Annotated in this window: 27 protein-coding genes; 11 read left to right on the forward strand and 16 right to left on the reverse strand. The window is 62.9% G+C overall.

The window, feature by feature from the left end; all coding sequences use genetic code 11:
• Positions 1–18: 18 nt before the first annotated feature.
• From NCS02_RS28555 to leuC, 3 genes are read right to left on the reverse strand one after another with little or no spacing between them, the layout of a single operon-like run.
• Complete coding sequence (locus tag NCS02_RS28555; protein WP_250520258.1) at positions 19–1341, reverse strand: 2-hydroxycarboxylate transporter family protein; 1323 nt, start codon at positions 1339–1341, stop codon at positions 19–21.
• 60 nt (positions 1342–1401) lie between these two features.
• Positions 1402–2046 (reverse strand): 3-isopropylmalate dehydratase small subunit, encoded by a 645-nt coding sequence (gene leuD, locus NCS02_RS28560; protein WP_250441370.1) that lies wholly within the window; start codon positions 2044–2046, stop codon positions 1402–1404.
• On the reverse strand, positions 2039–3433 hold the full coding sequence (gene leuC / locus NCS02_RS28565) for a 3-isopropylmalate dehydratase large subunit (protein ID WP_175980228.1): 1395 nt from the start codon (positions 3431–3433) through the stop codon (positions 2039–2041). Before leuC ends, leuD begins: the two co-directional genes overlap by 8 nt.
• Before the next feature lie 105 nt (positions 3434–3538).
• On the opposite strand from leuC, the gene NCS02_RS28570 reads away from it, so the two are divergent.
• The 3 genes from NCS02_RS28570 (at position 3539) to NCS02_RS28580 (ending at position 6046) form a co-directional block, all read left to right on the forward strand.
• The gene (locus NCS02_RS28570; RefSeq protein WP_250520259.1) at positions 3539–4429 is read left to right on the forward strand and encodes a LysR family transcriptional regulator; all 891 of its coding nucleotides are present in this window, start codon (positions 3539–3541) and stop codon (positions 4427–4429) included.
• 47 nt (positions 4430–4476) lie between these two features.
• On the forward strand, positions 4477–4815 hold the full coding sequence (locus NCS02_RS28575; protein WP_008346360.1) for a DUF3140 domain-containing protein: 339 nt from the start codon (positions 4477–4479) through the stop codon (positions 4813–4815).
• A gap of 67 nt (positions 4816–4882) precedes the next feature.
• Positions 4883–6046, forward strand: a complete 1164-nt coding sequence (locus NCS02_RS28580) for a phytanoyl-CoA dioxygenase family protein (RefSeq protein ID WP_250520260.1) — start codon at positions 4883–4885, stop codon at positions 6044–6046.
• 4 nt (positions 6047–6050) lie between these two features.
• Here NCS02_RS28580 and NCS02_RS28585 read toward each other — a convergent pair whose 3' ends face one another.
• The 5 genes from NCS02_RS28585 to NCS02_RS28605 are packed head-to-tail and all read right to left on the reverse strand — an operon-like array spanning position 6051 to position 11352.
• Positions 6051–6773 carry a FadR/GntR family transcriptional regulator gene (locus tag NCS02_RS28585; protein ID WP_033536016.1) on the reverse strand — a complete coding sequence of 241 codons (723 nt, stop codon included), beginning with the start codon at positions 6771–6773 and terminating at the stop codon, positions 6051–6053.
• 7 nt (positions 6774–6780) lie between these two features.
• The gene (gene yjfF, locus NCS02_RS28590; RefSeq protein ID WP_008346364.1) at positions 6781–7818 is read right to left on the reverse strand and encodes a galactofuranose ABC transporter, permease protein YjfF; all 1038 of its coding nucleotides are present in this window, start codon (positions 7816–7818) and stop codon (positions 6781–6783) included.
• On the reverse strand, positions 7815–8873 hold the full coding sequence (locus NCS02_RS28595) for an ABC transporter permease (RefSeq protein ID WP_008346365.1): 1059 nt from the start codon (positions 8871–8873) through the stop codon (positions 7815–7817). The genes yjfF and NCS02_RS28595 overlap by 4 nt, the downstream gene beginning before the upstream one ends.
• A complete protein-coding gene (locus NCS02_RS28600) occupies positions 8866–10386 on the reverse strand; it encodes a sugar ABC transporter ATP-binding protein (RefSeq protein WP_250523388.1) in 1521 nt (506 codons plus the stop codon). The genes NCS02_RS28595 and NCS02_RS28600 overlap by 8 nt, the downstream gene beginning before the upstream one ends.
• 6 nt (positions 10387–10392) lie before the next feature.
• On the reverse strand, positions 10393–11352 hold the full coding sequence (locus NCS02_RS28605; protein WP_008346369.1) for an ABC transporter substrate-binding protein: 960 nt from the start codon (positions 11350–11352) through the stop codon (positions 10393–10395).
• Positions 11353–11764: 412 nt separating this feature from the next.
• Here NCS02_RS28605 and NCS02_RS28610 point away from each other — a divergent pair, with 412 nt between their 5' ends.
• From NCS02_RS28610 to NCS02_RS28625, 4 genes are read left to right on the forward strand one after another with little or no spacing between them, the layout of a single operon-like run.
• On the forward strand, positions 11765–11932 hold the full coding sequence (locus NCS02_RS28610; protein WP_160172871.1) for a hypothetical protein: 168 nt from the start codon (positions 11765–11767) through the stop codon (positions 11930–11932).
• 3 nt (positions 11933–11935) lie between these two features.
• Positions 11936–12118: a DUF6726 family protein gene (locus tag NCS02_RS28615; protein WP_033536015.1), complete on the forward strand. Its 183-nt coding sequence runs from the start codon at positions 11936–11938 to the stop codon at positions 12116–12118.
• A gap of 46 nt (positions 12119–12164) precedes the next feature.
• Entirely contained in the window at positions 12165–12740 is a 576-nt protein-coding gene (locus NCS02_RS28620; protein WP_235366186.1) for a hypothetical protein, read from the forward strand.
• A gap of 20 nt (positions 12741–12760) precedes the next feature.
• Positions 12761–13429, forward strand: coding sequence for a flagellar basal body L-ring protein FlgH (locus NCS02_RS28625; RefSeq protein WP_008346373.1), 669 nt, complete (start codon positions 12761–12763; stop codon positions 13427–13429).
• 17 nt (positions 13430–13446) lie between these two features.
• On the opposite strand, the gene NCS02_RS28630 is transcribed toward NCS02_RS28625, so the two are convergent.
• The gene (locus NCS02_RS28630; protein WP_033536014.1) at positions 13447–14196 is read right to left on the reverse strand and encodes a response regulator; all 750 of its coding nucleotides are present in this window, start codon (positions 14194–14196) and stop codon (positions 13447–13449) included.
• A gap of 244 nt (positions 14197–14440) precedes the next feature.
• Here NCS02_RS28630 and NCS02_RS28635 point away from each other — a divergent pair, with 244 nt between their 5' ends.
• From NCS02_RS28635 to NCS02_RS28650, 4 genes are all read left to right on the forward strand, one after another.
• On the forward strand, positions 14441–15169 hold the full coding sequence (locus tag NCS02_RS28635) for a response regulator (protein ID WP_008346377.1): 729 nt from the start codon (positions 14441–14443) through the stop codon (positions 15167–15169).
• Positions 15170–15174: 5 nt separating this feature from the next.
• Positions 15175–16482: an ATP-binding protein gene (locus tag NCS02_RS28640; protein WP_250437599.1), complete on the forward strand. Its 1308-nt coding sequence runs from the start codon at positions 15175–15177 to the stop codon at positions 16480–16482.
• Positions 16479–17372, forward strand: a complete 894-nt coding sequence (locus NCS02_RS28645) for a tyrosine-protein phosphatase (protein WP_250520262.1) — start codon at positions 16479–16481, stop codon at positions 17370–17372. Before NCS02_RS28640 ends, NCS02_RS28645 begins: the two co-directional genes overlap by 4 nt.
• A 317-nt stretch (positions 17373–17689) precedes the next feature.
• Positions 17690–19039, forward strand: coding sequence for an ATP-binding protein (locus NCS02_RS28650; RefSeq protein ID WP_175980220.1), 1350 nt, complete (start codon positions 17690–17692; stop codon positions 19037–19039).
• 134 nt (positions 19040–19173) lie between these two features.
• Here NCS02_RS28650 and NCS02_RS28655 read toward each other — a convergent pair whose 3' ends face one another.
• The 7 genes from NCS02_RS28655 to NCS02_RS28685 form a co-directional block, all read right to left on the reverse strand.
• Entirely contained in the window at positions 19174–19731 is a 558-nt protein-coding gene (locus NCS02_RS28655) for a hypothetical protein (RefSeq protein ID WP_008346383.1), read from the reverse strand.
• Between the two features lie 143 nt (positions 19732–19874).
• Positions 19875–20165 carry a hypothetical protein gene (locus tag NCS02_RS28660; protein WP_175980219.1) on the reverse strand — a complete coding sequence of 97 codons (291 nt, stop codon included), beginning with the start codon at positions 20163–20165 and terminating at the stop codon, positions 19875–19877.
• Positions 20166–20265: 100 nt separating this feature from the next.
• Entirely contained in the window at positions 20266–21336 is a 1071-nt protein-coding gene (locus NCS02_RS28665; protein ID WP_250523389.1) for a lipopolysaccharide biosynthesis protein, read from the reverse strand.
• Between the two features lie 74 nt (positions 21337–21410).
• On the reverse strand, positions 21411–21641 hold the full coding sequence (locus NCS02_RS28670; protein ID WP_175980218.1) for a hypothetical protein: 231 nt from the start codon (positions 21639–21641) through the stop codon (positions 21411–21413).
• 404 nt (positions 21642–22045) lie between these two features.
• The gene (locus tag NCS02_RS28675) at positions 22046–23791 is read right to left on the reverse strand and encodes a tannase/feruloyl esterase family alpha/beta hydrolase (protein WP_144403633.1); all 1746 of its coding nucleotides are present in this window, start codon (positions 23789–23791) and stop codon (positions 22046–22048) included.
• Between the two features lie 102 nt (positions 23792–23893).
• Positions 23894–25147, reverse strand: coding sequence for a porin (locus NCS02_RS28680; protein WP_175980217.1), 1254 nt, complete (start codon positions 25145–25147; stop codon positions 23894–23896).
• A 255-nt stretch (positions 25148–25402) separates the two neighbouring features.
• The coding region (locus NCS02_RS28685; protein WP_250520264.1) for a LysR substrate-binding domain-containing protein at positions 25403–25735 on the reverse strand (333 nt) is incomplete at its 5' end.

The raw sequence follows: 25735 nt of genomic DNA on the forward strand, positions 1-25735 counted from the left end.
GCGCGCGCCGCATGCACGTCAGCCGAACCACTTCATCATCAGCGTGGCGAACACGACCATGCCCGCGCCGCCGATGCGCGTCGAAATCTGCGCGAAGGGCATGAGTCCCATGCGATTCGACGACGACAGAATCGCGACATCGCCCGTGCCGCCGAGACCGCTATGGCAAGCGGTGATGATCGCCGCTTCGACTGGATACATCTTCAGCCACGCGCCGACGAAGAATCCCGATACGACCATCGCCGCGACCGTCGACGCGCAGATCACGAAGTACGCGGGCGAGAATGCGCCGACGAGCTTGTCCCACGACACGAAGAGCGTGCCCAGTCCGACGAGGATCGCGAAGGTGAGATTCGTCGACATGAACTTGTAGATCTGATACGCGCCGATCTCCATGCGTTCGGGAATCGCGCGCACGACCTTCAGCACGGCGGCTGCGACGATCATCAGCACGGGTCCGGGAATGCCGGTGACGGGCGCGAGCAGCATGCCGAGAATGAACAGCGTGCAGCCGAGCAGCAGCCCGAAACCCATCAGGCGCAGATCGAGCGCGGCCTCGGCTTTCTGTTCCTTCAGCAGCGCCTGATCGTCGCCGCTCTTCACGAGCATGCCGTCGCCGCTATATGCGCGATGTTTCTCACCGAAGCGCTTGAGCAAGCCGCTCGCGAGAATCGCGACGACGTTGCCGATGAGCGCGGCGGGCACCATCATCGCGATCAGATGACCTTGCGCCGCGCCGGTGATTTCCGCATAACCGATCGACAAGGGCAGAATGCCTTCGCCGATGCCCCCGCCCAGAATCGGCATGACGATATAGAAGAACGTGTGCTTCGGGTCATAGCCGAACATCAGTCCGACTAGCACGCCCGCCGCGATCGCCGTCACCGTGCCGACCAGCAATGGCACGAACATCTTCAGAAAGCCTTGAATCAGGATCTTGCGATTCATGCCGAGAATGCTGCCCGCGACGAGACACGCGATATAGAGGTATTGCAGGTTCGCGGTCTTCATCGTCGTGGTGATGGCCTTGAGCGCGGCATCGTCCATCAGCTTGTAGCCGAGCAGCGCCGAAGGCACGAAGAGACAGAGAATCGCGGGCCCGCCGATATGCCTGAACACCGGAATGCGTTTGCCGATTTCGCCGAGCAACAGGCCCGATAACATCAGCACGGCGAAGCCGCCGATCATGTCGTTCGGCAATTTGCCGGTGATGGCGGCGAGTATCGTCACCAGTGCGAGCGCGACGAACATCGCGACCGGCATGCCGCCGATGGTCATCAACGAGAAGCGCGCGCGCAGTCCGAGCGGCGTCGCGCCCGTGCGCAACGAAGGGCTTTCCATATCGTGTCTCCTGATTGAGAAGTGATGCGGCGATGGACGCTCGTGCGTCTCTTTTTCGCCTTACGCTGCTTGCTTGTTGCGTAGCGCGGGCAAATCGATCTTCATCCACGGATGCAGCGCCTCGTGCTTCGCTTCGAATGCGCGGATCGCGTCGCTGTCGGCGAGCGTCATGCCGATCATGTCCAGTCCTTCGATGAACATGCGCTTCTGACGCTGCGGAAGATCGAACGCGTAGTGCGTGCCGTCGCTCGTGCTCACGCGTTGATTCGCGACGTCGATGGTCAACTGATTCGTCTTTGCATCGCTCGCGAGCGCGCTCAATGCAGCGACGACGGCTTCATCGAGCGCGATCAGCAGCAAGCGATTGTTCTGCGCGTTGAAGTAGAAGATTTCGCCGAAGCTCGGCGCGATAACGGCATCGATTCCCGCTTGCTGCAAGCCCCATACGGCGTGCTCGCGGCTCGATCCGCAGCCGAAGTTCGCGCCCGCAATGAGAATGCGCGCGCCCGCATAGTCGGGCCTGTTCAGCACGAAGTCTTTGCGTGCGTTGCCCGATGCATCGAAGCGCAAGTCATACAGAACGCCGCGCGCGAGACCGGACTTGTCGATGCCGAACAGAAACTGCTTCGGCATGATCTGGTCGGTGTCGAGATTGTTCAGCGGCAACGGCGCGGCGATGCCGGTCAATGTTGCGTGTTCAGACATGCTCCAGCTCCTTGCGTACGTCGACGATACGGCCCGCGAGCGCGGCGGCGGCAGCCATCGCGGGACTCATCAGATGGGTGCGGGCGCCGCGTCCCTGGCGGCCCTCGAAATTGCGGTTGGTCGTGGACGCGCAGCGCTGGCCGGGTTGCAGGATGTCGTCGTTCATCGCGAGGCACATCGAGCAGCCAGGCTGACGCCATTCGAAGCCCGCCTCGATCAGCGCGCTGGCGATGCCTTCGCGTTCCGCCTGCTCGCGGACCATGCCGGAACCGGGCACGACCATCGCACGCACGGAAGGCGCGACCTTGCGGCCGCGCACGATATCGGCGACGGCGCGCAAGTCTTCGATGCGCGCGTTCGTGCATGAACCGATGAATACGTGATCGATCGCGAGGCCCTCGATCGCCTGATTGGCATCGAGTCCCATGTAGTCCAGCGCCTTCGATGCATTGCGTTGCGCGACCGGTTCATCGGCGAGGCGGGGAATGCGCGCATCGATCGCGATGGCCTGATCCGGGCTCGTGCCCCATGTGACGAACGGCGCGACATCGCGCGCATCGAAGCGATGCGTGATGTCGAACGATGCGTCGGCGTCGGACGCGAACTGCTTCCATTGCGCGACGAATGCATCGGTTCCGATGCGCTCGGCGACATAGCGAATCGTCGTCTCGTCGGGGGCGATCAACGCACCGCGCGCACCTGCTTCGACGGTCATGTTGCACAAGGTCATGCGCGCCTCGGCGGAGAGCGCATCGATCGCGCTGCCCGCATACTCGACGACGTAACCGCGCGCGCCCTGCGCACCGATCTTCGCGATGATGTAGAGCACGAGATCCTTCGATGTCGTGCCGCGAGGCAGCGCGCCATCCACGACGATGCGCATGTCCTTCGCGACGCGATAGACGAGCGTCTGCGTCGCGAGCACATGTTCCACTTCCGATGTGCCGATGCCGAAGCCCAGCGCACCGAGTGCGCCATACGTCGTGGTGTGACTGTCGCCGCACAGCACGACCATGCCGGGGCGAATCAGGCCGATCTCCGGCGCGACCACATGCTCGATGCCTTGCGCACGGTCGCGCACATCGAACAGATGGATGCCGTGCTCCGCGCAGTTGCGCGTGAAGTTCGCGGCCTGCTGCGCGGCGGCGTCGATCATGATCGTGCGCTTGTCGACCGCGACGGGATGCGTCGGAATCACATGATCGACGACACCCATCTGCTTTTCCGGGCAACGCACCGGCAGGTTTTTTTGCGCGAGTCCCGCGAATGCTTGCGGGCTCGTGTACTCGTTCATGATGTGCAGGTCGGCGTAAAGCGCGACATGTTCATCGTCGACGTGAAAAACCGTGTGGCTGTCCACGATCTTCCGATAAAGCGTCTGTCCCATGCTGTCTCCGTTCTTGCTTCTCCGATAAGTCGAAGCCAGTGTAATTCGATAAGGGAGACCGTAAAATACAGCTTGTCTTAACCCATTGTTAAGCCAAATTTAAAAATGGACTCGATCGCCGACCTGGAGTTTTTCGCGCGGCTCGTCACGCAAGGCAGCTTGTCGGCGCTCGCGCGCGAGCTCGGCGTGACACCGCCCGCCGTGAGCGCGCGCCTCAGCCAGCTCGAACGGCGTCTCGGCGTGAAGCTGCTGAACCGCACGACGCGGCGGCTCGCGATGACGCAGGAAGGCGAGCTCTATCTCGGCACCGGCTCGCGCCTGCTCGAACAGGTGCAGGAACTGGAACGCATGGTGTCGAGCAGCCGCGATCTGCCGCGCGGCCTGTTGAAAGTGAACGCGACGTTTGGCTTCGGGCGGCGTCATATCGCGCCGGCGCTGTCGGAGTTTCGTCGGCAATATCCGGATGTCGAAGTGCAGCTCGATCTCACCGATCGTCCGATGAATCTCGCCGAATTCGCGTTCGATGTCGGCATTCGCTTCGGTGAATTGCCGGACATGCGCGTGGTCGGCAGAAAGATCGCGGCGAACCGGCGCTTCGTATGCGCAGCGCCGGCGTATCTGAAAGCGCATGGCACGCCGAAGGAGCCGGACGATCTGCGCGGTCATCGCTGCATCGTGCTGCGCGAGAACGACACGGCGTACGGTACCTGGCATTTCACGAAGGGCAAGCGGCACGAAACGGTGAAAGTCCACGGCACGATGAGCAGCAACGATGGCGAAGCGGCGCTGCGCTGGGCGCTCGACGGTCACGGCGTGCTGACGCGTTCCGAATGGGACGCGCAGTCGTTTATCGATTCCGGCGCGCTCGAACGCGTGCTCACCGACTGGTCGATGCCGCCCGCCGATATCTATGCGATCTATCCCGAGCGGCTGAATTTGTCGGCGAAAGTGCGCGTATTCATCGAGTTCCTTGAGCGGTATCTGAAGCGGGTGTGATGCTTGCTGAATCGCGGGCATGACATCGCCGACGACGGAGGCAACTCATGACCGCGCAGCACCACGATGACGACGCCGCGACTTACGGCACCTTCAAGGATCTCGTCAACATGACGCCCGCTCAACTCGAAAAGTGGCTCGCGACCGACGAGTCGCGCGAAGTCGGCCAGAAGAACGGCGGCGGCGAATCGGTGGGGCACAAGTCGGGTCGGCATATCATCGACATTCTCGGCAAGAAGAAGGCCGATCTCGGCGAAGACGACTACGCGCACATGCGCAAGGTCGTCGGTTACATCAAGCGGCACCTCGCGCAGCGCCCGCACGAAGTCGAGCATTCGCACTGGCGATACTCGCTGATGAACTGGGGCCACGATCCGCTGAAGTAGGCTGCCGTCATTCGTGTCGCGCCTTCGGCAGCATCAGCCGCTATGCTTGTCGAAAACGGAGCGAGACATGAATCAGACGAACTGGTACGCCGAAAGCGATTGCTCACTCGATGAATTCGCGAGCCTGCTCGAGCGCGACGCGCGACCCAAGCTGACATTCGCGTCGCACATTCAGCGCGGCATTCCGTTATATGACTGCGGCGCGCTCGCCCCCGCGCTGGACGATTCATCGACATGCATGGCGTTGCAGGCGGAATGGGCCACGGTCCTGCGCGATGGCGCAGGCGTGTTCGTGCTCAAGCATGCGTATGCGGATGTCGATCCTATCGACGAGGCCGCCGCGATCTTCGAATCGATCATCCGGCAAGAGCGCGAACGCGGTGCGAGCGCCGCCGATCACTTCGCGAAGGCGGGCGCGAACGATCGTATCTGGAATGCGCAGGAAAAGCTCTGTCTGCACGCGCCGCGCGTGTTCGCGCGTTACTTTGCGAACCGGTTCATCGAATGCGCGGCGCTTGCATGGCTCGGCCCCGGTTTTCAGATTACATCGCAAGTCAATGTCGTGCGTCCGGGCGGCGACGCGCAGCAGGCGCATCGCGACTATCACCTCGGTTTCCAGACTGCCGATGAAGTGCGGCGCTATCCGGCGCATGTTCACGCGATCTCGCCGTATCTCACGCTGCAAGGCGCGGTCGCACATAGCGACATGCCTGTGGAAAGCGGTCCGACGAAGCTGCTGCCGTTTTCGCAGCGCTATGCGCAAGGGTATCTCGCGTGGCGGCGCGCGGACTTCCGCGAATACTTCGAAGCGCATCACGTTCAATTGCCGCTCGAAAAGGGCGATGCACTTTTCTTCAGCCCCGCGCTCTTTCATGCCGCGGGCGCGAACCGCACGCGCGACGTGCAGCGCATGGCGAATCTGCTGCAGGTGTCATCGGCATATGGACGCGCGATGGAAACGCTCGATCGCGCGCGCATGTGCGAATCCGTCTATCCGGTACTGCTCGATTTCAAGTCGACGGAAAGCATGAGCGATGCGGAGATCGATGCGGTCATCGCTGCGTGCGCGGAAGGCTACGCGTTCCCGACGAACCTTGATCGCGATCCGCCCATCGGCGGTCTTGCGCCGAAGAGTCAGCAGGCGCTATTGCGTCAGGCGCTCGATGAAGCATGGTCCGTCGATGCGCTCGCGAACGCGCTGAAGGACAACGCGTGGCGGCGCAATACTTGAAGCCTTACTCCTGATAAACCGCCGTCAACACGCTTTGGGCATCGGCGAGCGCATTGTCGAGTTGCACGAGACTCGCATGACGCGCGCCGAGCGGATCGCGATTCGCGATCGCGGTGAGTATTGCCTTGTGGCGCGGCAAGGACAGCGCGTGCGTATCCGGATGACGGCTCGTCAGCTTGATCGACTCCGACAGCGCGAGCGATAACATGTGCCCGATATACATCAGCATGTCGTTGTGCGTCGCCGTCATGATCGCGCGATGAAACTCCAGATCGGGCGTAAGCAGTGCCTCGGGCGTCGGCGCATGCGACATGCGCTCGTACGCATCGCGGATGCGCGTGACATCTTCCTCTGTCGCATTCGATGCGGCGAGCGCGGCCGCCGCCGGTTCGACGATCCTGCGCACCACGAGCAGCGACTGAAAGAACGCGCCTTCATGCACGCTGGTGATCGTCCAGAAGAGGACATCGGGATCGAGCGTGTGCCATTCATCGCGCGGACGCACGACGCTGCCAAGACGCGGCTTCGACAGCACGAGCCCTTTCGCGACCAGCACGCGCGTCGCTTCGCGCAGCACGGGCCGACTCACGCCATAGGCTTCGCACAGCTTCGCTTCGGCGGGCAGGCGATCGCCGGGACTGAGCTTGCCGCTCACGATGTCGATGCCGAGCTCCTGCACGATGCGCGCGTGCATGCTCTTGCGAGGTTGTGGATGACGATAGTCCATGGCGTCGTCAGCGCTTCGCCGCGGAGCGATCGCCGAACGCGCGCTGCGACAGACAGAACACGAGCAGCAATGCGCCGACCGCGATCTTCGTCCACCATGAACTGAGCGAGCCGTCGAACGAGATCAGCGTCTGAATGATGCCGAGAAGAAGCACGCCGAACAGCGTGCCGATCACATAGCCGACGCCGCCCGTCAAGAGCGTTCCGCCGATGACGACCGAGGCGATCGCATCGAGTTCGAGACCCATCGCGTGCAGGCCGTATCCCGAGAGCATGTAGAACGTGAACAGCACGCCGCCGAGCGCGGAGCAGAAGCCCGATAGCGCATACGCGCCGATGGTCGCGGCGTTCACCGGCAAGCCCATCAGAAGCGCCGAATGCGGATTGCCGCCGACCGCATAAATGGTGCGGCCGAACGGCGTGTAATGCGCGATGAACACGGCGGCCGCGAGCACGACTAGCGCGATCACCGCACCGAGCGAGAGCGACGCGCCGCTCATGACCGGAATGCGAATCTGCGATACGGCCGCATACCACGGATCGGTGATGCTGATCGAATCGATGCTGATGAGATAGCACAGCCCGCGCGCGAGGAACATGCCCGCCAGCGTGACGATGAACGGCTGCAGGCGAAAGCGCGCGATGAGCCAGCCCATGAGCGTGCCGAATGCGGTGCCCATCGCGAGCACGAGCGGGATCACGACGAGCGGATGCCAGCCCGCTTTCTCGACGAGCGCGGCGGATACCATCGTCGTCAGCGCAATCACCGATCCCACCGAAAGGTCGATGCCGCCCGACAGGATCACGAAGGTCTCGCCTACCGCGACGACGATTAGAAACGCATTGTCGATCAGCAGATTGAGAAAGACCTGCGGCGAGAAGAAGCCGGTGTACATCACCGAGCCGAGTACCGAGATCGCGATGAACAGCGTGATTGTCGCGGCGAGCGGCAGATAGCGGCTCGTCGAGAAGCTGCGCTTCGGTGCAGCGGCGTCGCGAGGATGCGCAAGCGTGACGCCCGGCGGCTTGGGCAAGGGCGAACTCATCGGCGCACCTCGCTGCGGCCAATAGCAGGGCGGCGCGCGAACTTCACGACCGTCGCGCGGAACTCGCCCGATTGCAGCATCATCACCGCGAACACGACGATGGCTTTCACCACGAGATTCACCTCCGGAGGCACGCCGAGCGAATAGATCAGATACGTGAGCGTCTGGATGATGAGCGCGCCGATCACGCTGCCCGCGAGCGTAAAGCGACCGCCCGTGAGCGCGGTGCCGCCGAGCGTGACGGCGAGGATCGCATCGAGCTCGAGCAAGAGGCCTGCGTTGTTGCCGTCGGCGCTCTTGACGTTCGAGCTGATGAGAATGCCCGCCACGCCCGCGCACAAACCGCTGAATGCATACGCGCCGAGCGTGAGCCGTTTCGCCTGCACGCCCGCGACGCGCGCGGCGGTCGGGTTGATGCCGATCGCCTGCAGGAAGAGGCCGAGCGCCGTGCGCGTGATCGCAAGATACAGCAGCACGAACACGAGCGCGACGATCCATATCGATGTCGGCAATCCGAGCAGATAGCCGCCGCCGAAGAAGAAGTAGGGCGTGTAGTAGATCGTGATGATCTGACCGTTCGTGATGAGCTGCGCGATGCCGCGTCCCGCGACCATCAGGATGAGCGTCGCGATGATCGGCTGCATGCCCGCGCGCGCGACGAGCAGGCCGTTCCACAAGCCGCACAGCAACGCGACGCCGAGCGCCGCCACGATCACGACAGGCAACGGGAAGCGCGTGACGTTGCCCGCGATCGATCCGCCGATCGCCCACGCGGCGACCGCTCCCGCGATGGCGACGACCGCGCCGACGGAGATATCGATGCCGCGCGTGGCGATCACGATGGTCATGCCGAGCGCGACGACCGCGAGCGGCGCGGCGCGATTGAGGATATCGACGAGACTGCCGTAAACGTGACCGTTGCGCCACTCGACATGCAGAAAGCCCGGATTGAACGCAGCGTTCAGCGCGAGCAGCAGCACGAGCGTGACGATCGGCCAGCCGAGCCGATGTTCCATCATCGAACGAAGCGTCATGCGGCGCGCGGTGTCATCCATGTTCGGCTCCAATCATTTCGCATACCGTATCTTCGCTGGTTCCAACGGGCAACTCGCCGACCTTGCGCCGGTCGCGCAACACGACGATGCGATTCGCGATACGCACCACCTCCGATATCTCCGAAGAAATGAACAGCACGGCCATGCCCGTCGATGCGAGCCGGAGTATTTCGTCCATGATTTCCTGCTTCGCGGCGACGTCGATGCCGCGCGTCGGCTCGTCGAGAATCAGAAGGCGCGGCTCGGTCGCGAGCCACCGCGCGATGAGCGCCTTCTGCTGATTGCCGCCGGACAAGAGACCGATAGGCATGTCGAGCGTCGCGGCCTTGATGCCGAGCGCGCGCACGAAGCGTTCGGCGAGCGCGTTCTGTTCGGCGCGCGTGAGGCAGCGCCGCGCGCCCATGCGTGCCTGCAACGCCAGCGCGATGTTCTCGCGCAGCGACAGCTCCGCGACGATGCCGTCCGCTTTGCGCTCTTCCGGACAGAACGCGATGCCGTGACGGATCGCCTGCGCGGGCGTCGTGAAGGAGACCGGCATGCCATCGATGCGCAGTTCGCCTTCGTCGGGCTTTTCGAGGCCGAAGAGCAGCTTCGCGAGTTCGGTGCGCCCCGAACCGAGCAGGCCCGCGACGCCCACCACTTCGCCCGCGCGCACGCGCAGATCGAGCGGTTGAAGCTGGCCTTTCTGGCCGAGTCGCGTGGCATCGAGCAACGCCGTTTCCTGCGTGGCCGTTTCGATGTCGTCGGGCGGCGACTGACGCGCCTGCGCGGCGGCAAGCTCACGGCCGAGCATCGCCGCGATGAGCGCCTGCGCGCCCAGTTCGCTCGTCGGCCATTCACCGACGCGCCGGCTGTTGCGCAATACCGTGATGCGATCCGAGATCGCATAGACCTGATTCAGAAAGTGCGTGACGAAGAGAATCGCGAGCCCTTGTTCGCGCAAGCGGCGCAGTACATCGAAGAGGCGGCGCACTTCGTCGTCGTCGAGGCTGGAGGTCGGCTCGTCGAGAATCAGCACTTTCGACGATAGCTTGAGCGCGCGCGCGATCGCGACCATCTGCTGCACGGCGACCGAATAGCTCGTCAGCACACGCGTCACGTCGATATCGAGACCGATGCGCGCAAGCAGCTCACGCGCTTGCCCGTGCGTCTTATCCCAGTCGATGCGATAGCCATGCAGCGCGCCGCGCCGCGGAAAATAGCCTGCGAAGATGTTCTCCGCCACCGACAGGTTCGGGCACAGATTCACTTCCTGATAGACCGTGCTGATGCCGAGCTTCTGCGCGTCGAGCGGCGAATCGGGATGGATCGCGCGGCCCTCGAGCAGAATCTCGCCGGCGTCGAGACTCACGACGCCGGTCAGCACTTTTATGAGCGTCGACTTGCCCGCGCCGTTCTGCCCCATGAGCGCGTGAACCTCGCCCGGATAGAGCGCAAGGTTCACGTCCTGCAGCGCATGAACGCCGGCGAAGCGCTTGTCGATGCCGCGCAACTCCAGTACTGGCGGTGTCATCGGCGGTCAGTATTTGCGGTTGGGGAATTCCTTCGCCGCGACCTCCATCGGGAAGATGCTTTCCTGCGTAACGATCCGCTTGGGCACCGACTTGCCCGCCTTGATGTCCTTCACCACGGACATCAGCTGCGGCCCGAGCAGCGGGCTGCATTCCACGGATACGTTGAGCTTGCCCGCCATCATCGCTTCGAACGCGCCCTTCACGCCATCGACGGAAATGATGATGATGTCCTTGCCCGGCTTCATGCCCGCTTCCTCGATCGCCTGAATCGCGCCGATCGCCATGTCGTCGTTGTGTGCGTAAAGCACGTTGATCTTCTTGCCTTCGGCCTTGAGAAATGCCTCCATCACTTCCTTGCCCTTCGCGCGCGTGAAGTCGCCGGTCTGCGAGCGAATGATCTTGAACTTCGGATCGGATTTGATGATTTCCTCGAAGCCCTTCTTGCGATCGATCGCGGGCGCGGAGCCCACCGTTCCCTGCAATTCGACGATGTTGATCGGCCCCGGATTGCCTTTCTCCTTCTCGACGAGCCAGCGGCCCGCCTTGCGGCCTTCCTCGGTGAAGTCCGAGCCGATGAACGTGACATAGAGCGAGTCGTCCTTGCTGCTGATCGCGCGGTCCGTTAGCACGACGGGAATCTTCGCGTTCTTTGCTTCGACGAGCACGGTCTCCCAGCCAGTCTCCACGACGGGCGAGAACGCGATCACATCGACCTTTTGCGCGATGTACGAGCGGATTGCCTTGATCTGATTCTCCTGCTTCTGCTGCGCGTCGGAGAACTTCAGGTCGATGCCGGCTTCCTTCGCGCTCGACTTGATCGACTCGGTGTTGGCGGTGCGCCATTCGCTTTCGGCGCCCACCTGCGCGAACCCGAGGACGATGGGCTTCTGTGCGAACGCGGAAAGCGGGAGCATTGCGCCGAGTGGCGCGGCGGCCATCGCAACTAACACGGTGCGGCGTTTCATGTCAGTGGTTCCTCCATCCGTTGGCTATGTATCCGTGCTTGTTCGAATGATTATGGAATAACCTGTTAATTCGTTGTTCTATTCATCCCGATGCCATTCCGGTATTTGGGTTTTGCGACGAGCGAGGCAACGGCGCCGAGATAGATTGACTATATGAAGGTATTCCGCCAGTTTTAATTCACGTTAACCCGCTTTTACTACCGAAACAGTCATACCATCTCGCACCGCGCGCTGCGCCGCAACATGCAGATTCGCACGCGAGGAAAGAACTGGTAACGCCTGCGTAATCGCTGCTAATGGCTCGTAAGCACTCGGGGAAACGACGTTTTGCTTGTGTGATCGTGGCTTCGCGCGCTCGACGAAGATTGCTCCTGTTGCAATCCGCAACGTCCCTTATCCGAAAAGGAGCAGCATGAACGTCACCAGCCCTGCCACTCAACATACGACGCAAGCGACGTCGCACACGCTGCCGATCAAGCGCGGCACCGAAACGCCGACCGTCGAAACCGGCACGCCCGCGGCGAAGACGCCCGCGAGCAATCCGGCGCATCTCGGCAATCACGTCGATACGACTGCGTAAATCATGCGGAGGTCTTTTCGTCTTGCCCTTGCGTGCGCGGCGCTTGCGGCGTGCCCGTTCGTGCTCGACGGCTGCGCGCTCGCCGCGTTGCCGTGCCGCGCGACATCGGCGTTGCTGAAGGTCGTGCCGGTCGTGGGTCATGCCGCGTCCACGCCTTTCGACGCCTGCGCTACTGCCATCGACTGATATGAAGCGAACGATTCTTCGTTGCGCGTTTTTCGTTTGCATGGCGATGCCGGCATTCGCCGCGGCGCAGAAGCCTTTCGACTTCCGCGGCCTGCAGCTCGGCATCGCGCTCGACGCATTCCGGCGCGACGAGCCCGCGCGCGCGACGCCGCCTGGCAGCGTCGCCGTATGCGACACGGATATCGACGCGGCATCGCTCGGCATGGTGCTGCGCGATACGCACAGCCTGTCGATCGCCTGCAAGTGGGCGCATCGCACGCAAGGCGGCTGGAGGGAATCGGCGGCCGTTGTCGATGGCACGCTCGCCCGCGATCACGTATTGCGCTTCCTGGCGATGCCGGGCGATCCGTCGCCGCGGCTGTATCGCATGTCGTTCGTGATCGATGCGCGCGTCGCCGACGACTTCGCCGAAGGGTTGTCGTCGAAGTTCGGCCGAAGCCGCGTCGAGCGAGCGAACGGTTATCAGACGCGCACCTGGGAGAACGCGACCAGCTCGATCACGCTGGAAGCGAACGGCGCGGCGGCCTCGGCGCGCGTGATTTATCGGCTGAAGGCGTACGAAGCGTGGCTGCGCGACACGACCGACCGGTGGCGTCTTGCCGCGGTGCACGACGCGCCCTGAATCAAAGGAGAGGATTGTTCATGAAATTCGCGACATTGCCCTGCTCGGCGTTCGCACTCGCACTGGCGGCGTGCTCGTCGTCGGGCTCGCACTCGATCGTCGAGATGCCCACTTATGCGCCGGCCGTCGCGCAACCGGTCAACGTCAACACGCTGGGCGCGATCTATCAGGCGGGATCGTCGGTGTCGCTGTACGAGACTTCGCGCGCGCAGAAGGTCGGCGACGTGCTGACGATCCGTCTTGCGGAGTCGTATCAGGGCAGCAATTCCGCCGATGCCAAGGCGAGCCGCGCGAGCAGCATCAGCGCCGAGGCCGCCGACAAGTCCAGCAGCGCGGCGGCGCGGCTTGCGCGTCTTTTCAACGTCGGTTCGGCGGATACGTCGTTCAAGGGCAATGGCAGCACGAGCAATCTGTCGGCGATGAGCGGCACGCTCGCGGTGTCGGTCATCGGCACGTTGCCGGGCGGCAATCTCGTGGTCGCGGGCGACAAGATCATCGCGATGAGCGGCAATCAGGACCGGCTGCGTTTCTCGGGCATCGTCAATCCGAAGGACATCGAGGCAGGCAATTACGTCGCGTCGAACAAGGTGGCGAATGCGCGCATCGAGCAGGCGGGCGTCGGCATGCTCGCGGATTCAACGACGATGGGCTGGCTGCAACGTCTCTTCATGAGCGTGCTGACTTTCTGACGATGAAGCCGCGCGCGCTACAGGGTCGCGCGCGCCGCGATGCGCCCGGCCGCGGTCGGATCGCCGTGCGGCACGAAGATATAGCCCTGGCCCCACACCGTCTGCACGTAACGCGGTTCGGACGGATCGATTTCGAGCAGACGGCGCAGACGCCAGATCGCGACATCGAGACTGCGATCGCGATGCGCGCCGTTGCCGCGCATTTTTTCGTTGAGCTGCGCGCGCGTGAGCACGACCATCGCGTTCTTCACGAGTGTCTTGAGCAGCGCGAATTCGCCGGAGCGCAGCGCGATGCGTTCGCCGTCGCGGCGCAACTCGCGCGCGCCGAAGTCCATTTCGAACGGGCCGAAACGATAGGCCGGGCGAATTTCGGGCGCGCTCGCCGTGTCGGACGACACGGGCTCGCGGCGTCGCAGGATCGAGCGGATGCGCGCCAGAAGCTCGCGCGGATCGAAGGGCTTGCCGAGATAATCGTCTGCGCCGAGCTCCAGCCCGATGACGCGATCGAGCACGTCGGAGCGGGCCGTCAGCAGAATCACGGGGATATCGTCGCGCGCATTGCGCAGTTCGCGCAGCGCGCTGATGCCGTCCTTGCCGGGCATCATCACGTCGAGCACGACCATCGAAGGGCGCTCGGCCTGCACGCGACGGCGCAACTCCGTCCCGTCGTCGAGAACGGAGACGTCGAAGCCGTGCTGCTCTAGATAATCGCGGACGTGATCGCGCACGACGGGGTCGTCGTCGACCATCAGTACATGTGGTGTCATGCCCAAATTCTAAGCGCGACGCCGAGGCCCCCGCGACGCTTGCGAACTTTCCATTTCTTTCCGTTACGGCCTGTTTCGGCGCGCGTTTCGAGGGCGCTTTACCGACGCGCGGGGCTTGTCGCGGGAATGGAACGCGCGTGCTGCGAGGCTTCATCGCGCGAAAGACGCGTCCGGTAAGAATCCGTAACGTTGCGCGACGCGCGAGACGCGCTGTAAGGCATTTGTGTACGAATAGAATTTTGGGATGGCTACATCGGTTCTTATCGTCGACGACGATCCCGCGGTGCGCGACCTGCTGCGCCGCTTCTTTCAAGAGCAAGGCATCGACGTTTCCGTGCTGCACGATGGCGCCGGTTTGCGTCGGCGTCTGGAGCTCGAACGTCCATCCATCGTCGTGCTCGACATCATGATGCCGGTCACGGACGGCTTGCGCGCGCTGCGCGATCTGCGCGCGGCGGGCGAAGACATTCCGGTGATCTTCGTGACCGGTTGCGACAGCGTTCCGCAAAAAATCGCCGGCCTGCAATCGGGTGCGGACGACTATCTCGCCAAGCCGTTCGATCCGCATGAATTGCTCGCGCGGATCGAAGCGGTGCTGCGGCGGCGCACGGCCGCGCCGAGCCGGCCCGAACCCGCGCCGCGCGAACGCTTCGGGCGCTTCGAAGTCGATTTCGTGTCGCGTTCGCTGTTGCGCGGCGACGAGCGCATCGCGTTGCGCGACAGCGAGTTCGCGCTGCTGAAGGTCTTCATCAAGAATCCGTACAAGGTGCTGTCGCGCGTGCTGATCCACGATCTCGTGCATCGCGACGATCTGCCTTTCCGCGATCGCGGCCTCGATGTGCCGATCTGGCGTCTGCGCCGTCTGATCGAAGACGATCCGTCGCATCCGCGTCATGTGCAGACCGTGCGCGGGCAAGGCTATGTCTTCGTTCCCGATGCGGACGATTCGGCATCCGGCTGGATCGAGGCGTAGCCGCGATGCGTTCGGGTTTCTGGCAGTCCGCGCGGACGCTGCGCGGTTTCATCGATTCGCTGTTCGGCCGCATGGCGATCGTGTCGATCGGCGTGCTGGTCACGCTGCAGGTCGGATGGTTCGCGATTCTCCACGTACAAGGGCCGCACAAGGAAGCGGATGGTTACGCGCGCGCGCTGCTGATCGTGCTGGAAGCGGCGCACAACGATGTCGCGCTCGGCGGACGGCTGATGCGCGAGACGCGCGTGCATATCGTGCCGGTGTGGAACATGCCGGAGCCGCTGACGCTGCGCGATCCCGCGAAGACGCGTCACGGGCATCTCGCGCGGCAGCTCGCCAGTCGTTTGCCGCCCGGGACGCAGATCGCGATCGATATCGACGGCCATAACAAATCGCGGCTCTGGGTGCGCTATCCGTCGAGCAATGTGTGGATCGTCGCGCCGATCGATCTGCCGCCGCCCGCGCCCTTCATGACCGAAGGCGTCGTGCTGCTCGCCGGCGCGCTCGTGCTTTCGCTGATTGCGACATGGCAGTTGCAGCGGCCGCTCGCGCGCGTCGCGCAGGCCGCGCGACGCTTCGGCGGCGGCGAGCGGCCGGTGCCCGTCGAGGAAAACGGGCCGCGCGAATTGCGCGAGCTCATCGGCGCGTTCAATCAGATGATGAAAAAGCTCACCGACGCCGATGACGATCGCGCCGTGATGCTGGCCGGCATCGCGCACGATCTGAAGGCGCCGCTCACGCGCCTGTCGCTGCGGGCGAGCGTGCTCGCGAAGGACGAACGCGAGCGCGCGAATTTTCTGCGCGACATCGATTCGATGACGCGCATCGTGCAGCAGTTTCTCGAATTCGCGGGACGCTCGTCGTCGGACGGCGCGACGACCGGCGTCGATGCGTTCATCGCCGAGCAGTTCGCGTCGCCCGAGGATGGCGACGATCCGTTGTTCGCGCTGTCGCTCGAAGCGGGCGATGCGTTTCACTTGCCGCGCACTTTCATCGACCGGCTGATGACCAATCTCGTCGACAACGCGCTCGAACATGGCGAGCCGCCCGTCGAGATTCGCACCGCGCTGCGGGATGGCGACTGGCTGATCGAAGTGCGCGATCACGGACCCGGCATTCCCGACGAGCGCCTGGACGAAGCGCTGCGTCCCTTCGTGCGGCTCGATCCCGCGCGCAGCGGCAACGGGCATTGCGGCCTCGGGCTCACCATCGTCGAACGTCTGGCGCGCGAGCAGCGCGGCCGCTGCGAGATCGCCAATGCCGAGGGCGGCGGGCTGATCGTGCGTATCGTCATTCCCTTTGATCAAACATGATGCTTGCTTCGTCCACGCGTGAGGCGCCTTTGTCGCGCCGCGCTTTCATTCGCGGCGGCGCGCGCGTCGCATTGCTTTCGACCACTTTCGGCGCGGGCGCATTGCTATCGGCGTGCGGCGGCGCGAGCGAAGAGCGCAGCGTGATGGAAACGCCGAGGCTCTCCACGGTCGAGAATTTCCGCGATGTGGCCGGCGTGGGCGACGGCTATCCGACCGTCGATGGCGGCCGCTTGCGTCGTGGCGTGTTCTATCGGTCCGGCGCACTGACACCCGGCGATGCGGACGCGGCGTTGCTTGCGCGCTTGTCGTTGCGCGCGGTGCACGATCTTCGCGTGGTGGCGGAGGCGTCGCTTGCGCCGGACCGCGTGCCGACGGACGCGGTGCGCGAGACCCACGAGATCGCGCCGATCGACGCAGCCGGCGCGACGCCCGTCGATGCGGCCGCCGCGACCGCGTGGATGAACGCGCGACAGCGTCAGCTCGTGACCGATCCGGCCGCGCGCTTGCAATTCGGCGCGCTGCTGACTCGGCTTGCGCGTGTTTCAGGCGCGCAGGTGGTCCACGGCACGGCGGGCAAGGATCGGACGGGCTGGGCGGCGGCGCTGCTGCTCGCCATCGCCGATGTGCCGCTCGATGTGATCATCCAGGACTATCTGCTGACGAACACGGCGGCAGAGACGCAGATCGATGCGCGCGTGAAAGCGCATGCGGCGCGTGCCGGGATGAATGCGCAGGCGGTCGCGCCGCTTTATCGGGCGCAAAGCGCGACGATCCAAGCCGCGTTCGAGGAGATGCACAGCGGGTTCGGGACGTTGAGTAACTATCTCGCGCAGGGGTTGGCGGTGAGTGCCGCCGATGTGGCGATGTTGCGGGCGAAGTTGGTGGGGTAGGGTGGTGGAGGATTCGAGCGCGGCCTTCCGATTCGCCGCGCGCTCCGATGTCTTACCGATTCCGCAATTGAAGCAGTTGCTCAGATAAGCTCGCTCGGTTTCTCGCCGCGCCGGCGTCGCTCCAGTCCTTCGAACGAGGCTCTCTGCCTCGCTTTCCCGCACGGGCCGTCATCGTGGCGATATGCACGCTCCCGTATCGCCTGTCAAAATCAAATCTCCTTCGCGGCGGTGCTAGCATTCCCGCCACGAATCAAGCACGCCCGCCATTCTGAAAAAATAGAACCCTGCGATACATAAAAAAATAGACGAGGCCTCGAATGGAGACACACCAGACCCGCTCACCCCGCTCGATGACCTCGCGGCTCACCTGGTGGATTGCCTCCGTCGTCGCCGCGCTGAGCGTGATGGCGGGCGTCGCCTCGTTTGCCGCCGCGTCTCACGAAGCGAACAAGCTTCAGGACGGTCATCTGCGCGAGATCGGCGCGCTCATCGATGCGAAAAAGCTCGTTCTGGATACGACCGCCGTCGCGTGGCAAGGCAGTCAGGATTCGGACGTGCGGCTCGTCATCTCGCGCCTGGAGCCTGAATGGGAAGCCGCGAACGCATCGGCACCGATCATCGTTCCGGCGACGCTCAAGGACGGCCTGCATGACCTCGAAACGCATGGCAGGCGCTGGCGTGTCGATGTCCGCACGCTGCATTCCGGAGACCGGATCGCGGTCGCGGAGCTGTCCACGATCCGCGATGAAATCGCCAGCGACGGCGCAATGCGTACCCTCTTTCCGATGCTCGCCCTGACGCCCGTGATTGTCGCGCTGGTCTTCTTTCTCGTGCGGCGGATGCTCCTGCCGGTGCGCCGTCTCGCGAGTGTCGTGGACTCGCAGGACGATGCAACGCTCGACACGCTGTCCGAGGAAGACATCCCGGCAGAACTGCTGCCGTTCGTCACGTCGATCAACCGGCTCATCGGCCGCCTGAAGGATGCGATGGCCCAGCAGCGCCGTTTCATCGCCGATGCCGCGCACGAGCTGCGTTCGCCGCTTGCCGCGCTGTCGTTGCAGGCGGAGCATCTCGGCGCCGCGGACTCGGCCATCGTCGCGCGCGAGCGTCTCGTCACGTTTCACGCCGCGATACGGCGCACTGCGCGGCTCGTCGAACAGTTGCTCGCGCTCGCGCGTTCGCAGCATGGATCGTCGATGAAGCCATCGGTCGTATCGCTGCGAGAACTCGCAACCGATATCGTGATCCAGTCGGTGAACATGGCGGAGGACAAGCATGTCGATCTCGGGCTCGAACGCGTCGACGATGTCGACGTGATCGCCGACGCGCCCGCGCTGGCCGTCGTGTTGCGCAATCTCGTCGACAATGCCGTGCGCTACACGCCGGAAGGCGGCAGAGTGGATGTATCCGTCACTGTGAGCGGACAGGACTTGCTGCTGGAGGTGCAAGACTCGGGACCAGGCATTCCCGACGACGAACTGACTCGCGTGCTCGAGCCGTTCTATCGCATCCCCGGCACGCGCACGATGGGCAGCGGCCTTGGCCTTTCGATCGTGTCCGAAACCGCGCGGCGCAGTGGCGCTCGCTTCGTGCTCCAGAACACAGAGACGGGGCTGCGCGTGTGCTATTGGCATCCGCTGCGCGAGCGGACCGCCGGGAGCATGTGATAAAAAAAAGGCGACTCGCCACAAGAACGATGGCGAGCCGCAAGAGGGATCGGTCAACAACTACTGCGCAGGCAGATTAGCACCGGTTTCACGCGTGAAATCGCATCGGAAAGATGCCGTAAGGAAAGCGACCTTCACTGTGTGCGCGAGACCACCATACGGTCGACCAGCGCATCGAGCTTCTGCCGCGCGCTCGCGAAACGGTCTACGTTCAGACCATTGGTGTCGTAGCGCGCCGTCACGAGAATCTGCCCTTGACGCACGATCGTGAGATCGATCGCCGACAGATACGGCACCGGCTCGCTGCCGAACGCGCGCTTGTTCCAGCTCGTCGTCGCGGCGTAGACGAACATCGCCTCGCAACCGGGCGGCGACGTGCCGGGGTTATAGACCGTCGAAATCACGCCGCGCCGCTGCAACGCGACCTGCAGCGAGGGCACGAAGTCGCCTGTCGCGACGTTCTGGTTCAGTTCGATGCATACGGATTGCAACGAGGCAGGCGAGCCCGTCACCGATGTCGGCGACGAATAGTTCGACGCGACCGTCATGCCCGCCTGCACGAGCGAGCCGGCGGCATCGGCGGCCGTAATCAGCGTCCACGTACAGCCGGAAAGCGCGCTTGCCCCGAAGGCAAGGAGCGCGCGAGCGATGAGCGTGCCGAACATGCTCGGGCCGCCGAATTGAACTTGCATGGCTTGGCGTCGTATCGATGGAAAGAAGGGCGGTGTGTCTGTCGACATCACGCATCGATATCTTCCCGCGACGCGCCGTCATCCGATATGCGGAGCAAGGCGCCAATCCGGCGAGTTATTTCCAGGTATTAATCCGCGAGCGATCAGACGAACAGGGACACGATTCCGCCGATGGTCGCCGCCGCTGCAACCCATTTGCCCGCGGTGTAGAAGCCATTCGTATCGGTCGCCTGCACTTCGGGACGTTCCAGCCCGAGCGCGCCATAAGCGAACGATTTCACCGATGACGGCGGGTTGGTTTGCTGAGGGACGGCGGCATCGTCGGCCGATGTGTCCTGCTCGACGTCGGTCGTGTCATCGGCAGGCGCGGCGCGGCGGGGAAGAGGCGTATCGGCGCTCGTATAGGCGGCCGTGGTCGCACTGTTGATCTGCATCGCTGGCCTCGTCTTTATGCGCTACTGCAAAGCCGCAATAACGGCCTGTCGCGACGATGCTTGAACACGCCCGCCTTTCGGTTCCTTACCGCTGGCCCGATCACATCGGATGGTTCTGCACGAAGGTCTTGTATGCCCAGTAGGCGGCCTTCTGCGTGAGTCCGTCGCTCTGGATAAGACCGTAATCGCCTTCGCTGTCGTCGTAGAGTTCGAAGGCCTGAATCGACTGGATGTTGTACTTCGACGCGACGCTCGCGAACTGCGCCATCATCAGACTGCCTGTCATGTATGTCGCGATCTGGCTGTACGAGCCGAAGTCTGGGCGCACGCCGAACTCGTTGATCCATACCGGCTTGCCCATATCGTGCAGAAACTGGAGCACGTCATGACATCCCGTGCCGCCGCATGCGTGCGTCATGTCGCCCTGACTCGAATACCAGTGCCACGACGTGACATCCCAACTCACCGCCGGATGACCCCAGGTGCCGTCCGGTTGCGAACCGTCGGCGAGCATCTGGAAGAAAGCGGTGTGCAGCCAGGTGCCGCCAAGGACGATCTTCGCGGAGCTGTCCACGGACTTCACGCCTGCGATCATCCCGCGGATCACGCCGCGCGCGAGCATGAACGACCAGTTGTTGTACTGATACCAGACGGTGCCGTCGACATTGCCGATAAGCGCCTTCGCTTCGAGTTCGTTGCCGACCTCGTAGTACTTGTAGGGGTAGCTGTTGGCCGTCTGCTGGCCGAGCGTGTAGCCCGCCTTGTAGGCGTCGTTCTCGCTGTTGTAGTTCAGGTTCATGAGCATCACCGGATACACGGTGACGCCGCCTTCTTCCATCGTCTTCGCGATGTTCGCAACCATGTTGGCCGATGTCTGGCTGTACACGTCATTGCGATAGATCGTTGCGCCGAGATCCTGCAATTGCGACAGTTGCGTCTTCGCGCCCACGACGTCGTATGCGCCGCCGTTGCTGTTGTGGCCGTTCGCGCCGTAAAAGATCGAGCCGCTGCCGCTTGCGGCCTTCGCGGTCGACTTCAGCGATGCCGCGCTCGTGCTCGCCGCGGCGGTGTCGGCGGGGTTGTCGCTGCCACCGCAGGCGGCAAGCACCATGCTTGCGGCGAGGGTTGCCGCAATGGATCGGGACAGGAAGGAGGCAATTCTGTTCTTCATCGCGTTTAGTATGACTAACGGAGATGCGCGCTTTCGCAACGATCAGGGCACACGTTGAGCGCCGAGTCGAGCGATCAACGAGGCGATGCGCAGAATCGGTCGCGCATCCGAAATAGTTGAAAGAGCTTGTTAGTAATCCGAATAACTGGCTCAGGATGAACGCCATTGACGACGCGTATCGGTGCGCCGAAAAAGCCAAGCCAGTGCAGATTCGCTGAAGCAAAGCCGAGCACAAAAGCGATGTGCATGCGGAATGGCCAGCGTTCGATGACGATGATCCGCGAACGTGAATTCGCGTCGGTCATCGGTAACATGTGCAGCGATACGACTTCGACGACGTCAAAATTGCTGGCGGCGGCGCGATGCAGTTCGCGCCCTGAGCGTGCGTTGCCGGTATTTAGTCAGCGGGGAAAGGTTACTTTGTTCCGACGTAGAAGTAAACCCGATAGCAGAAAAAACATCTTGTGTACGGCAACATTTCGACTGGTCTTTTCTGCCGTTTATCGTTTTCTGCGTAGCCGTTTCTACTGCAGCAAGGGCGCTGATAATCGTTTCGCTTGCCTTGCTTGGATTGCCATGCTTCGGCGCGAACGGCACAGGAACTTCTCGTGGCAGCAGAACTGACTCTGTGCCCGCGTGAGTCAAGGGGGAAGTGCGCGCCGCTGCATCACCGGTAATGATGGAACGACAGCGGCGCGATCGATGCAACTTACGGTGCAGCCACGCCCTGCGTCTTCGGGCTATACGACGTATAGAAGCTCGCGCCAGCCCATGTCGGCGCAGCGTCGTTATACAGCGGCGCACCTTGGCTCCAGTTCGCACCGTCGTGCCAGTCGCCGCTGCCGCTGAACTTCGCCACGGCCGGATACGGATACACCGGACGCGATGCCGTCACCTTGCTCGTCGTCGCATCGGTCTGATAGGTCATCACCGCATTCGGCGATGTGCCTTGTTCGACCCAGCCCGTGATCTGCGATACGAGATCGATGTTCGGAAAGCCTTCGCCGCCGCCGCAGTGACCCACGCCCGGCACGACATACAAACGCGAGAACTCGTTCGCGCTCGCTTCGCCCATCGTGTCCTTCACGGCCTGGTAATAGCGGATCGTGAAAAGCGGGGAGATGTGCTGATCCGCCCAGCCGTGCCACAGGATCAGCTTGCCGCCCGCGTTCTTGAACGCCGACAGATCGGGGCTCGTTGCATCGTTGAGCGGATGGTTCGCCTGCAGATAGCTCGAATAAAAGCTCGCATCGTGATAGCCGAAGGTGTCGACATTCGGCATCGACGGCGACCCCGTGAAGATCAGGTTATATGCCCCGGTCACGATCATGTAGCTGAAGAGACTGGTGACGGGCACGGCTGCGTCCGTCGAGTTCGTCGTCGGCACTTCGACGCCGATCCAGTTCGCTTCCGAGCCGAACTGCGGCGAGCCGCCCAGCATGGGCATGCCGGTATTCGTATCGGTCGGGCCGCTGTAGATCTTCGAGGCCGTTGCGACTTCGGCGGCCGTCAGACAGTTGCTCGTGCTCGATGCATTGGCCGCGCATTGAATCGATGCGGGATCGAAGTGACAGGTACGCGGATCGGCGAGGAGACCATCGGGTACGTTGGCTTGACCGCCGCATGCAGCCACCACTGCCTTGTGCAGCAGTTGAGCCTTGTCGGCATAGAGCACGGCCTTGCCTGCGCTCGTACCCGTCGTGCTGTTCGATTCGACGTTCCAGCCGTGATAGAGCGAGTTTTGAATCTGGAAATGCGCAGCCGGCGCGCCCGCGACGATGCCGTTGTAATCCGACGGATAACGTTGCGCGGCCATCAGCGCTTCACGGCCGCCATCCGAACAGCCGACGAAGTAAGCGTATTTCTGCTCCTGTCCGTAGTAAGCCTTGATCAACTTCTTCGCGGCGAGCGTCGTGATGTGCTGGCCGCGATACGCAAAGTCGGCCTGCTTTTGCGGATCGGTCGACCATGTCGAATCCTGACCCGAATGACCCATGTCGGTCGCTGCCGTGACAAAGCCGCCTTGTTGAACGAGCGGGCACGTATAGCTGAAACTGAAGGAGCTTTGCTGAGTCGGATCGCTCAGATTGCCGCACAAGCCGCCGCAGCCGAGTTCGGCGAAGCGCTGTGTCCACGAGTCGACGGGCAGTGCGACCTCGAACGTATTCGAAGGCGCGAGCGTGCCTTTGACCGTGCAGAAGTTGACGGTGGCGCCGTTAACGGTCGCGGCCGTGACCGTCGCCGATGTGATCGTGCTGCCGGTGCCGCCGATATCGCTCAAATCGACCGATGCCAGCTTCGAGCAATCGACCGTAGGTTTCACCACGGCCAAGGGTGTTTGCGCGGCGTTGCCGCTACCGCTATTGTTGCCACTGCCTCCGCATGCCGTGACGACGACGGTCACGAGGCAGGCGGTTATCAGCGCCATTAATCGCTTGGGATCCAGAGCTCTCATAGTTATCTCCTAGACTTCGTTTTGATGGCGTACGGACGAACGTCGCCAGCACGCCGAAGCGTGCGGACGATATGAAACGATCGTGGTGCTACGCGCGTTCGATCAGAAGCGATGGATGATGCCGACGCCCGCCGCGAACATGCTGCGCGATGCCGACGGCGCGCTCTGGAAGCCGTCGCCGATCGTTGCGTTGGCGGCCGTCTGACGGTTCGTAGCGGTGCCCGAGGGCGCCGCCAGCGTGTTGCCGTTCGCACGCTGGAACGCTTCCAGTGCGTACAGTCCCGTGCGCTTCGACAGCGAGTAGTACTGCGAGAGATTGAACTGGTGGTACGACGCGGCGTCGTTGATGCCGTTCGCCTTGCTGGCCCATGTATAGCTGTAGCCCGCTGCGAAGTCCCATGCCGACGTCGCCTTCCAGTGCAACACCGAGCCGACCGTGTTGAACACGGCTTCGTCGGTGAATTGCGAATTCACGCCCGGGATGTATTGAACGTTCGTGTACGTGACCGAGATGTCCCACGCGCTGTTGAACTGATAACCGCCTGCAACCGCGAAGCGCTGTTGCGCTTGTGCGCGTTGATAGCCGGCCGTCACCGCCGACACGCCGGGCTGGCCCGAACCATCGGTCGCTGCCGTACTGTTGATCGTCGTCGAGCTGCTGCTGTAGATGCCGCCGCCATTGGCCGCGTTGTTGATGCGCGAGAACGCGACCGTGCCGCCGATCGGGCCTTGCTGGTATTGCAACGCAGCCGACCACGTCGACCCCTGATACACGCTGTCAGGCACGCCTGCAAGCGAGTACGAGCCGCTTACGGTGAAGCCATACATCTTCGGCGACGTATAGACGATCGAATTGTTCGCGCGATAGATCGTGTCGAGGCCGTCCAGATCGCCCGGATGCGCGCCGAAGTAACCGGTCAGCCAGTTCGTCGGGCTATACGGCGAGAGCAGCGTGTAGTACGAGGTGTATTGACGACCCAACGTCAACGTACCGTACGCCGGATTCGTGAGACCGACCCATGCCTGACGGCCGAACATCGCATTGGTGAACTGTGCTTGTCCGCTATTGATGTCGAAGCCCGATTCCAACTGGAAGATGGCCTTGTTGCCGCCGCCGAGATCTTCGGCGCCCTTCAAACCGAAGCGGCTACCGGCCCAGATGCCCGATCCGGTCTTGACGTTCGAGCGGCCCGGGTTCGTCTTTGCGAGATTGGTCTGGCTGCTCTGATAGACGATCGAATCATCGACGATACCGTACAGCGTGACGCTGCTTTGCGCTAACGCCGGCGTTGCGATCGCCGCCGCATAGAACAACACGCCCGCGCTTAATGGCTTCAGTTGATGTCTCACTCTCATACACCCTCATCGTTGTCGTTGGATTGGTGAGCGATAGCATCGCGCGTCGTGCGACGATTGCCCGCCGGTGCGAACGTACGCCGATGACAGGGCATGAAAAGAAAGGGTTAACCATTGATCCGATACCGAAAGTGAAATGCAAGGTCGCGTCCGGAAATGAGGCGAGCCTTGCAGGCACAGTGTCGGAATGCCGCTTTCAAGCGACAATCGAACGCCTCACACCGAAAACCGCGATAAACAAAACTGATGGCGGCGTTAAGTCTTTGAATTGACCTTTCGACGCTTCTTTTTCGGCGCCGGGTGCTTTCGATTTGCGTCGGCATATTCGCGGATCATGTCCGTCAATGTGCGCAAGCCCGCCGGCACATGACGACGGCCGGGATAGTAGAGGCATAGTCCGTCGAGCGGCGGCGTCCAGTCTTCGAGCACGCGCACGAGGGCGCCTGCTTCGAGATCCGCGGCGACATTCCATTCGGTCAGGTAAGCGAGACCGATCCCCGCGCGCGCGGCGGTCAGCATCATGCCCGGTTCGTCGAGCGTCAGCGCGCCGTCGCCATCGATGCGTATGGATTCGCCATGCCGCTCGAA

Source organism: Caballeronia sp. NCF2 (genome assembly GCF_023631205.1).
Classification (GTDB): domain Bacteria; phylum Pseudomonadota; class Gammaproteobacteria; order Burkholderiales; family Burkholderiaceae; genus Caballeronia; species Caballeronia zhejiangensis.

Coding starts and splice junctions, on each gene's coding strand:
- leuC (WP_175980228.1), bottom strand. CDS start 3,433: ATGGGACAGACGCTTTATCGGAAGATCGTGGACAGCCACACGGTTTTT.
- NCS02_RS28625 (WP_008346373.1), top strand. CDS start 12,761: ATGAAATTCGCGACATTGCCCTGCTCGGCGTTCGCACTCGCACTGGCG.
- NCS02_RS28640 (WP_250437599.1), top strand. CDS start 15,175: ATGCGTTCGGGTTTCTGGCAGTCCGCGCGGACGCTGCGCGGTTTCATC.
- NCS02_RS28665 (WP_250523389.1), bottom strand. CDS start 21,336: ATGAAGAACAGAATTGCCTCCTTCCTGTCCCGATCCATTGCGGCAACC.
- NCS02_RS28670 (WP_175980218.1), bottom strand. CDS start 21,641: ATGACCGACGCGAATTCACGTTCGCGGATCATCGTCATCGAACGCTGG.
- NCS02_RS28600 (WP_250523388.1), bottom strand. CDS start 10,386: ATGACACCGCCAGTACTGGAGTTGCGCGGCATCGACAAGCGCTTCGCC.
- NCS02_RS28680 (WP_175980217.1), bottom strand. CDS start 25,147: ATGAGAGTGAGACATCAACTGAAGCCATTAAGCGCGGGCGTGTTGTTC.
- yjfF (WP_008346364.1), bottom strand. CDS start 7,818: ATGAGTTCGCCCTTGCCCAAGCCGCCGGGCGTCACGCTTGCGCATCCT.
- NCS02_RS28645 (WP_250520262.1), top strand. CDS start 16,479: ATGATGCTTGCTTCGTCCACGCGTGAGGCGCCTTTGTCGCGCCGCGCT.
- NCS02_RS28570 (WP_250520259.1), top strand. CDS start 3,539: ATGGACTCGATCGCCGACCTGGAGTTTTTCGCGCGGCTCGTCACGCAA.
- NCS02_RS28610 (WP_160172871.1), top strand. CDS start 11,765: ATGAACGTCACCAGCCCTGCCACTCAACATACGACGCAAGCGACGTCG.
- leuD (WP_250441370.1), bottom strand. CDS start 2,046: ATGTCTGAACACGCAACATTGACCGGCATCGCCGCGCCGTTGCCGCTG.
- NCS02_RS28630 (WP_033536014.1), bottom strand. CDS start 14,196: ATGACACCACATGTACTGATGGTCGACGACGACCCCGTCGTGCGCGAT.
- NCS02_RS28655 (WP_008346383.1), bottom strand. CDS start 19,731: ATGCAAGTTCAATTCGGCGGCCCGAGCATGTTCGGCACGCTCATCGCT.
- NCS02_RS28650 (WP_175980220.1), top strand. CDS start 17,690: ATGGAGACACACCAGACCCGCTCACCCCGCTCGATGACCTCGCGGCTC.
- NCS02_RS28575 (WP_008346360.1), top strand. CDS start 4,477: ATGACCGCGCAGCACCACGATGACGACGCCGCGACTTACGGCACCTTC.
- NCS02_RS28595 (WP_008346365.1), bottom strand. CDS start 8,873: ATGGATGACACCGCGCGCCGCATGACGCTTCGTTCGATGATGGAACAT.
- NCS02_RS28555 (WP_250520258.1), bottom strand. CDS start 1,341: ATGGAAAGCCCTTCGTTGCGCACGGGCGCGACGCCGCTCGGACTGCGC.
- NCS02_RS28620 (WP_235366186.1), top strand. CDS start 12,165: ATGCCGGCATTCGCCGCGGCGCAGAAGCCTTTCGACTTCCGCGGCCTG.
- NCS02_RS28580 (WP_250520260.1), top strand. CDS start 4,883: ATGAATCAGACGAACTGGTACGCCGAAAGCGATTGCTCACTCGATGAA.
- NCS02_RS28605 (WP_008346369.1), bottom strand. CDS start 11,352: ATGAAACGCCGCACCGTGTTAGTTGCGATGGCCGCCGCGCCACTCGGC.
- NCS02_RS28615 (WP_033536015.1), top strand. CDS start 11,936: ATGCGGAGGTCTTTTCGTCTTGCCCTTGCGTGCGCGGCGCTTGCGGCG.
- NCS02_RS28675 (WP_144403633.1), bottom strand. CDS start 23,791: ATGAGAGCTCTGGATCCCAAGCGATTAATGGCGCTGATAACCGCCTGC.
- NCS02_RS28635 (WP_008346377.1), top strand. CDS start 14,441: ATGGCTACATCGGTTCTTATCGTCGACGACGATCCCGCGGTGCGCGAC.
- NCS02_RS28660 (WP_175980219.1), bottom strand. CDS start 20,165: ATGCAGATCAACAGTGCGACCACGGCCGCCTATACGAGCGCCGATACG.
- NCS02_RS28585 (WP_033536016.1), bottom strand. CDS start 6,773: ATGGACTATCGTCATCCACAACCTCGCAAGAGCATGCACGCGCGCATC.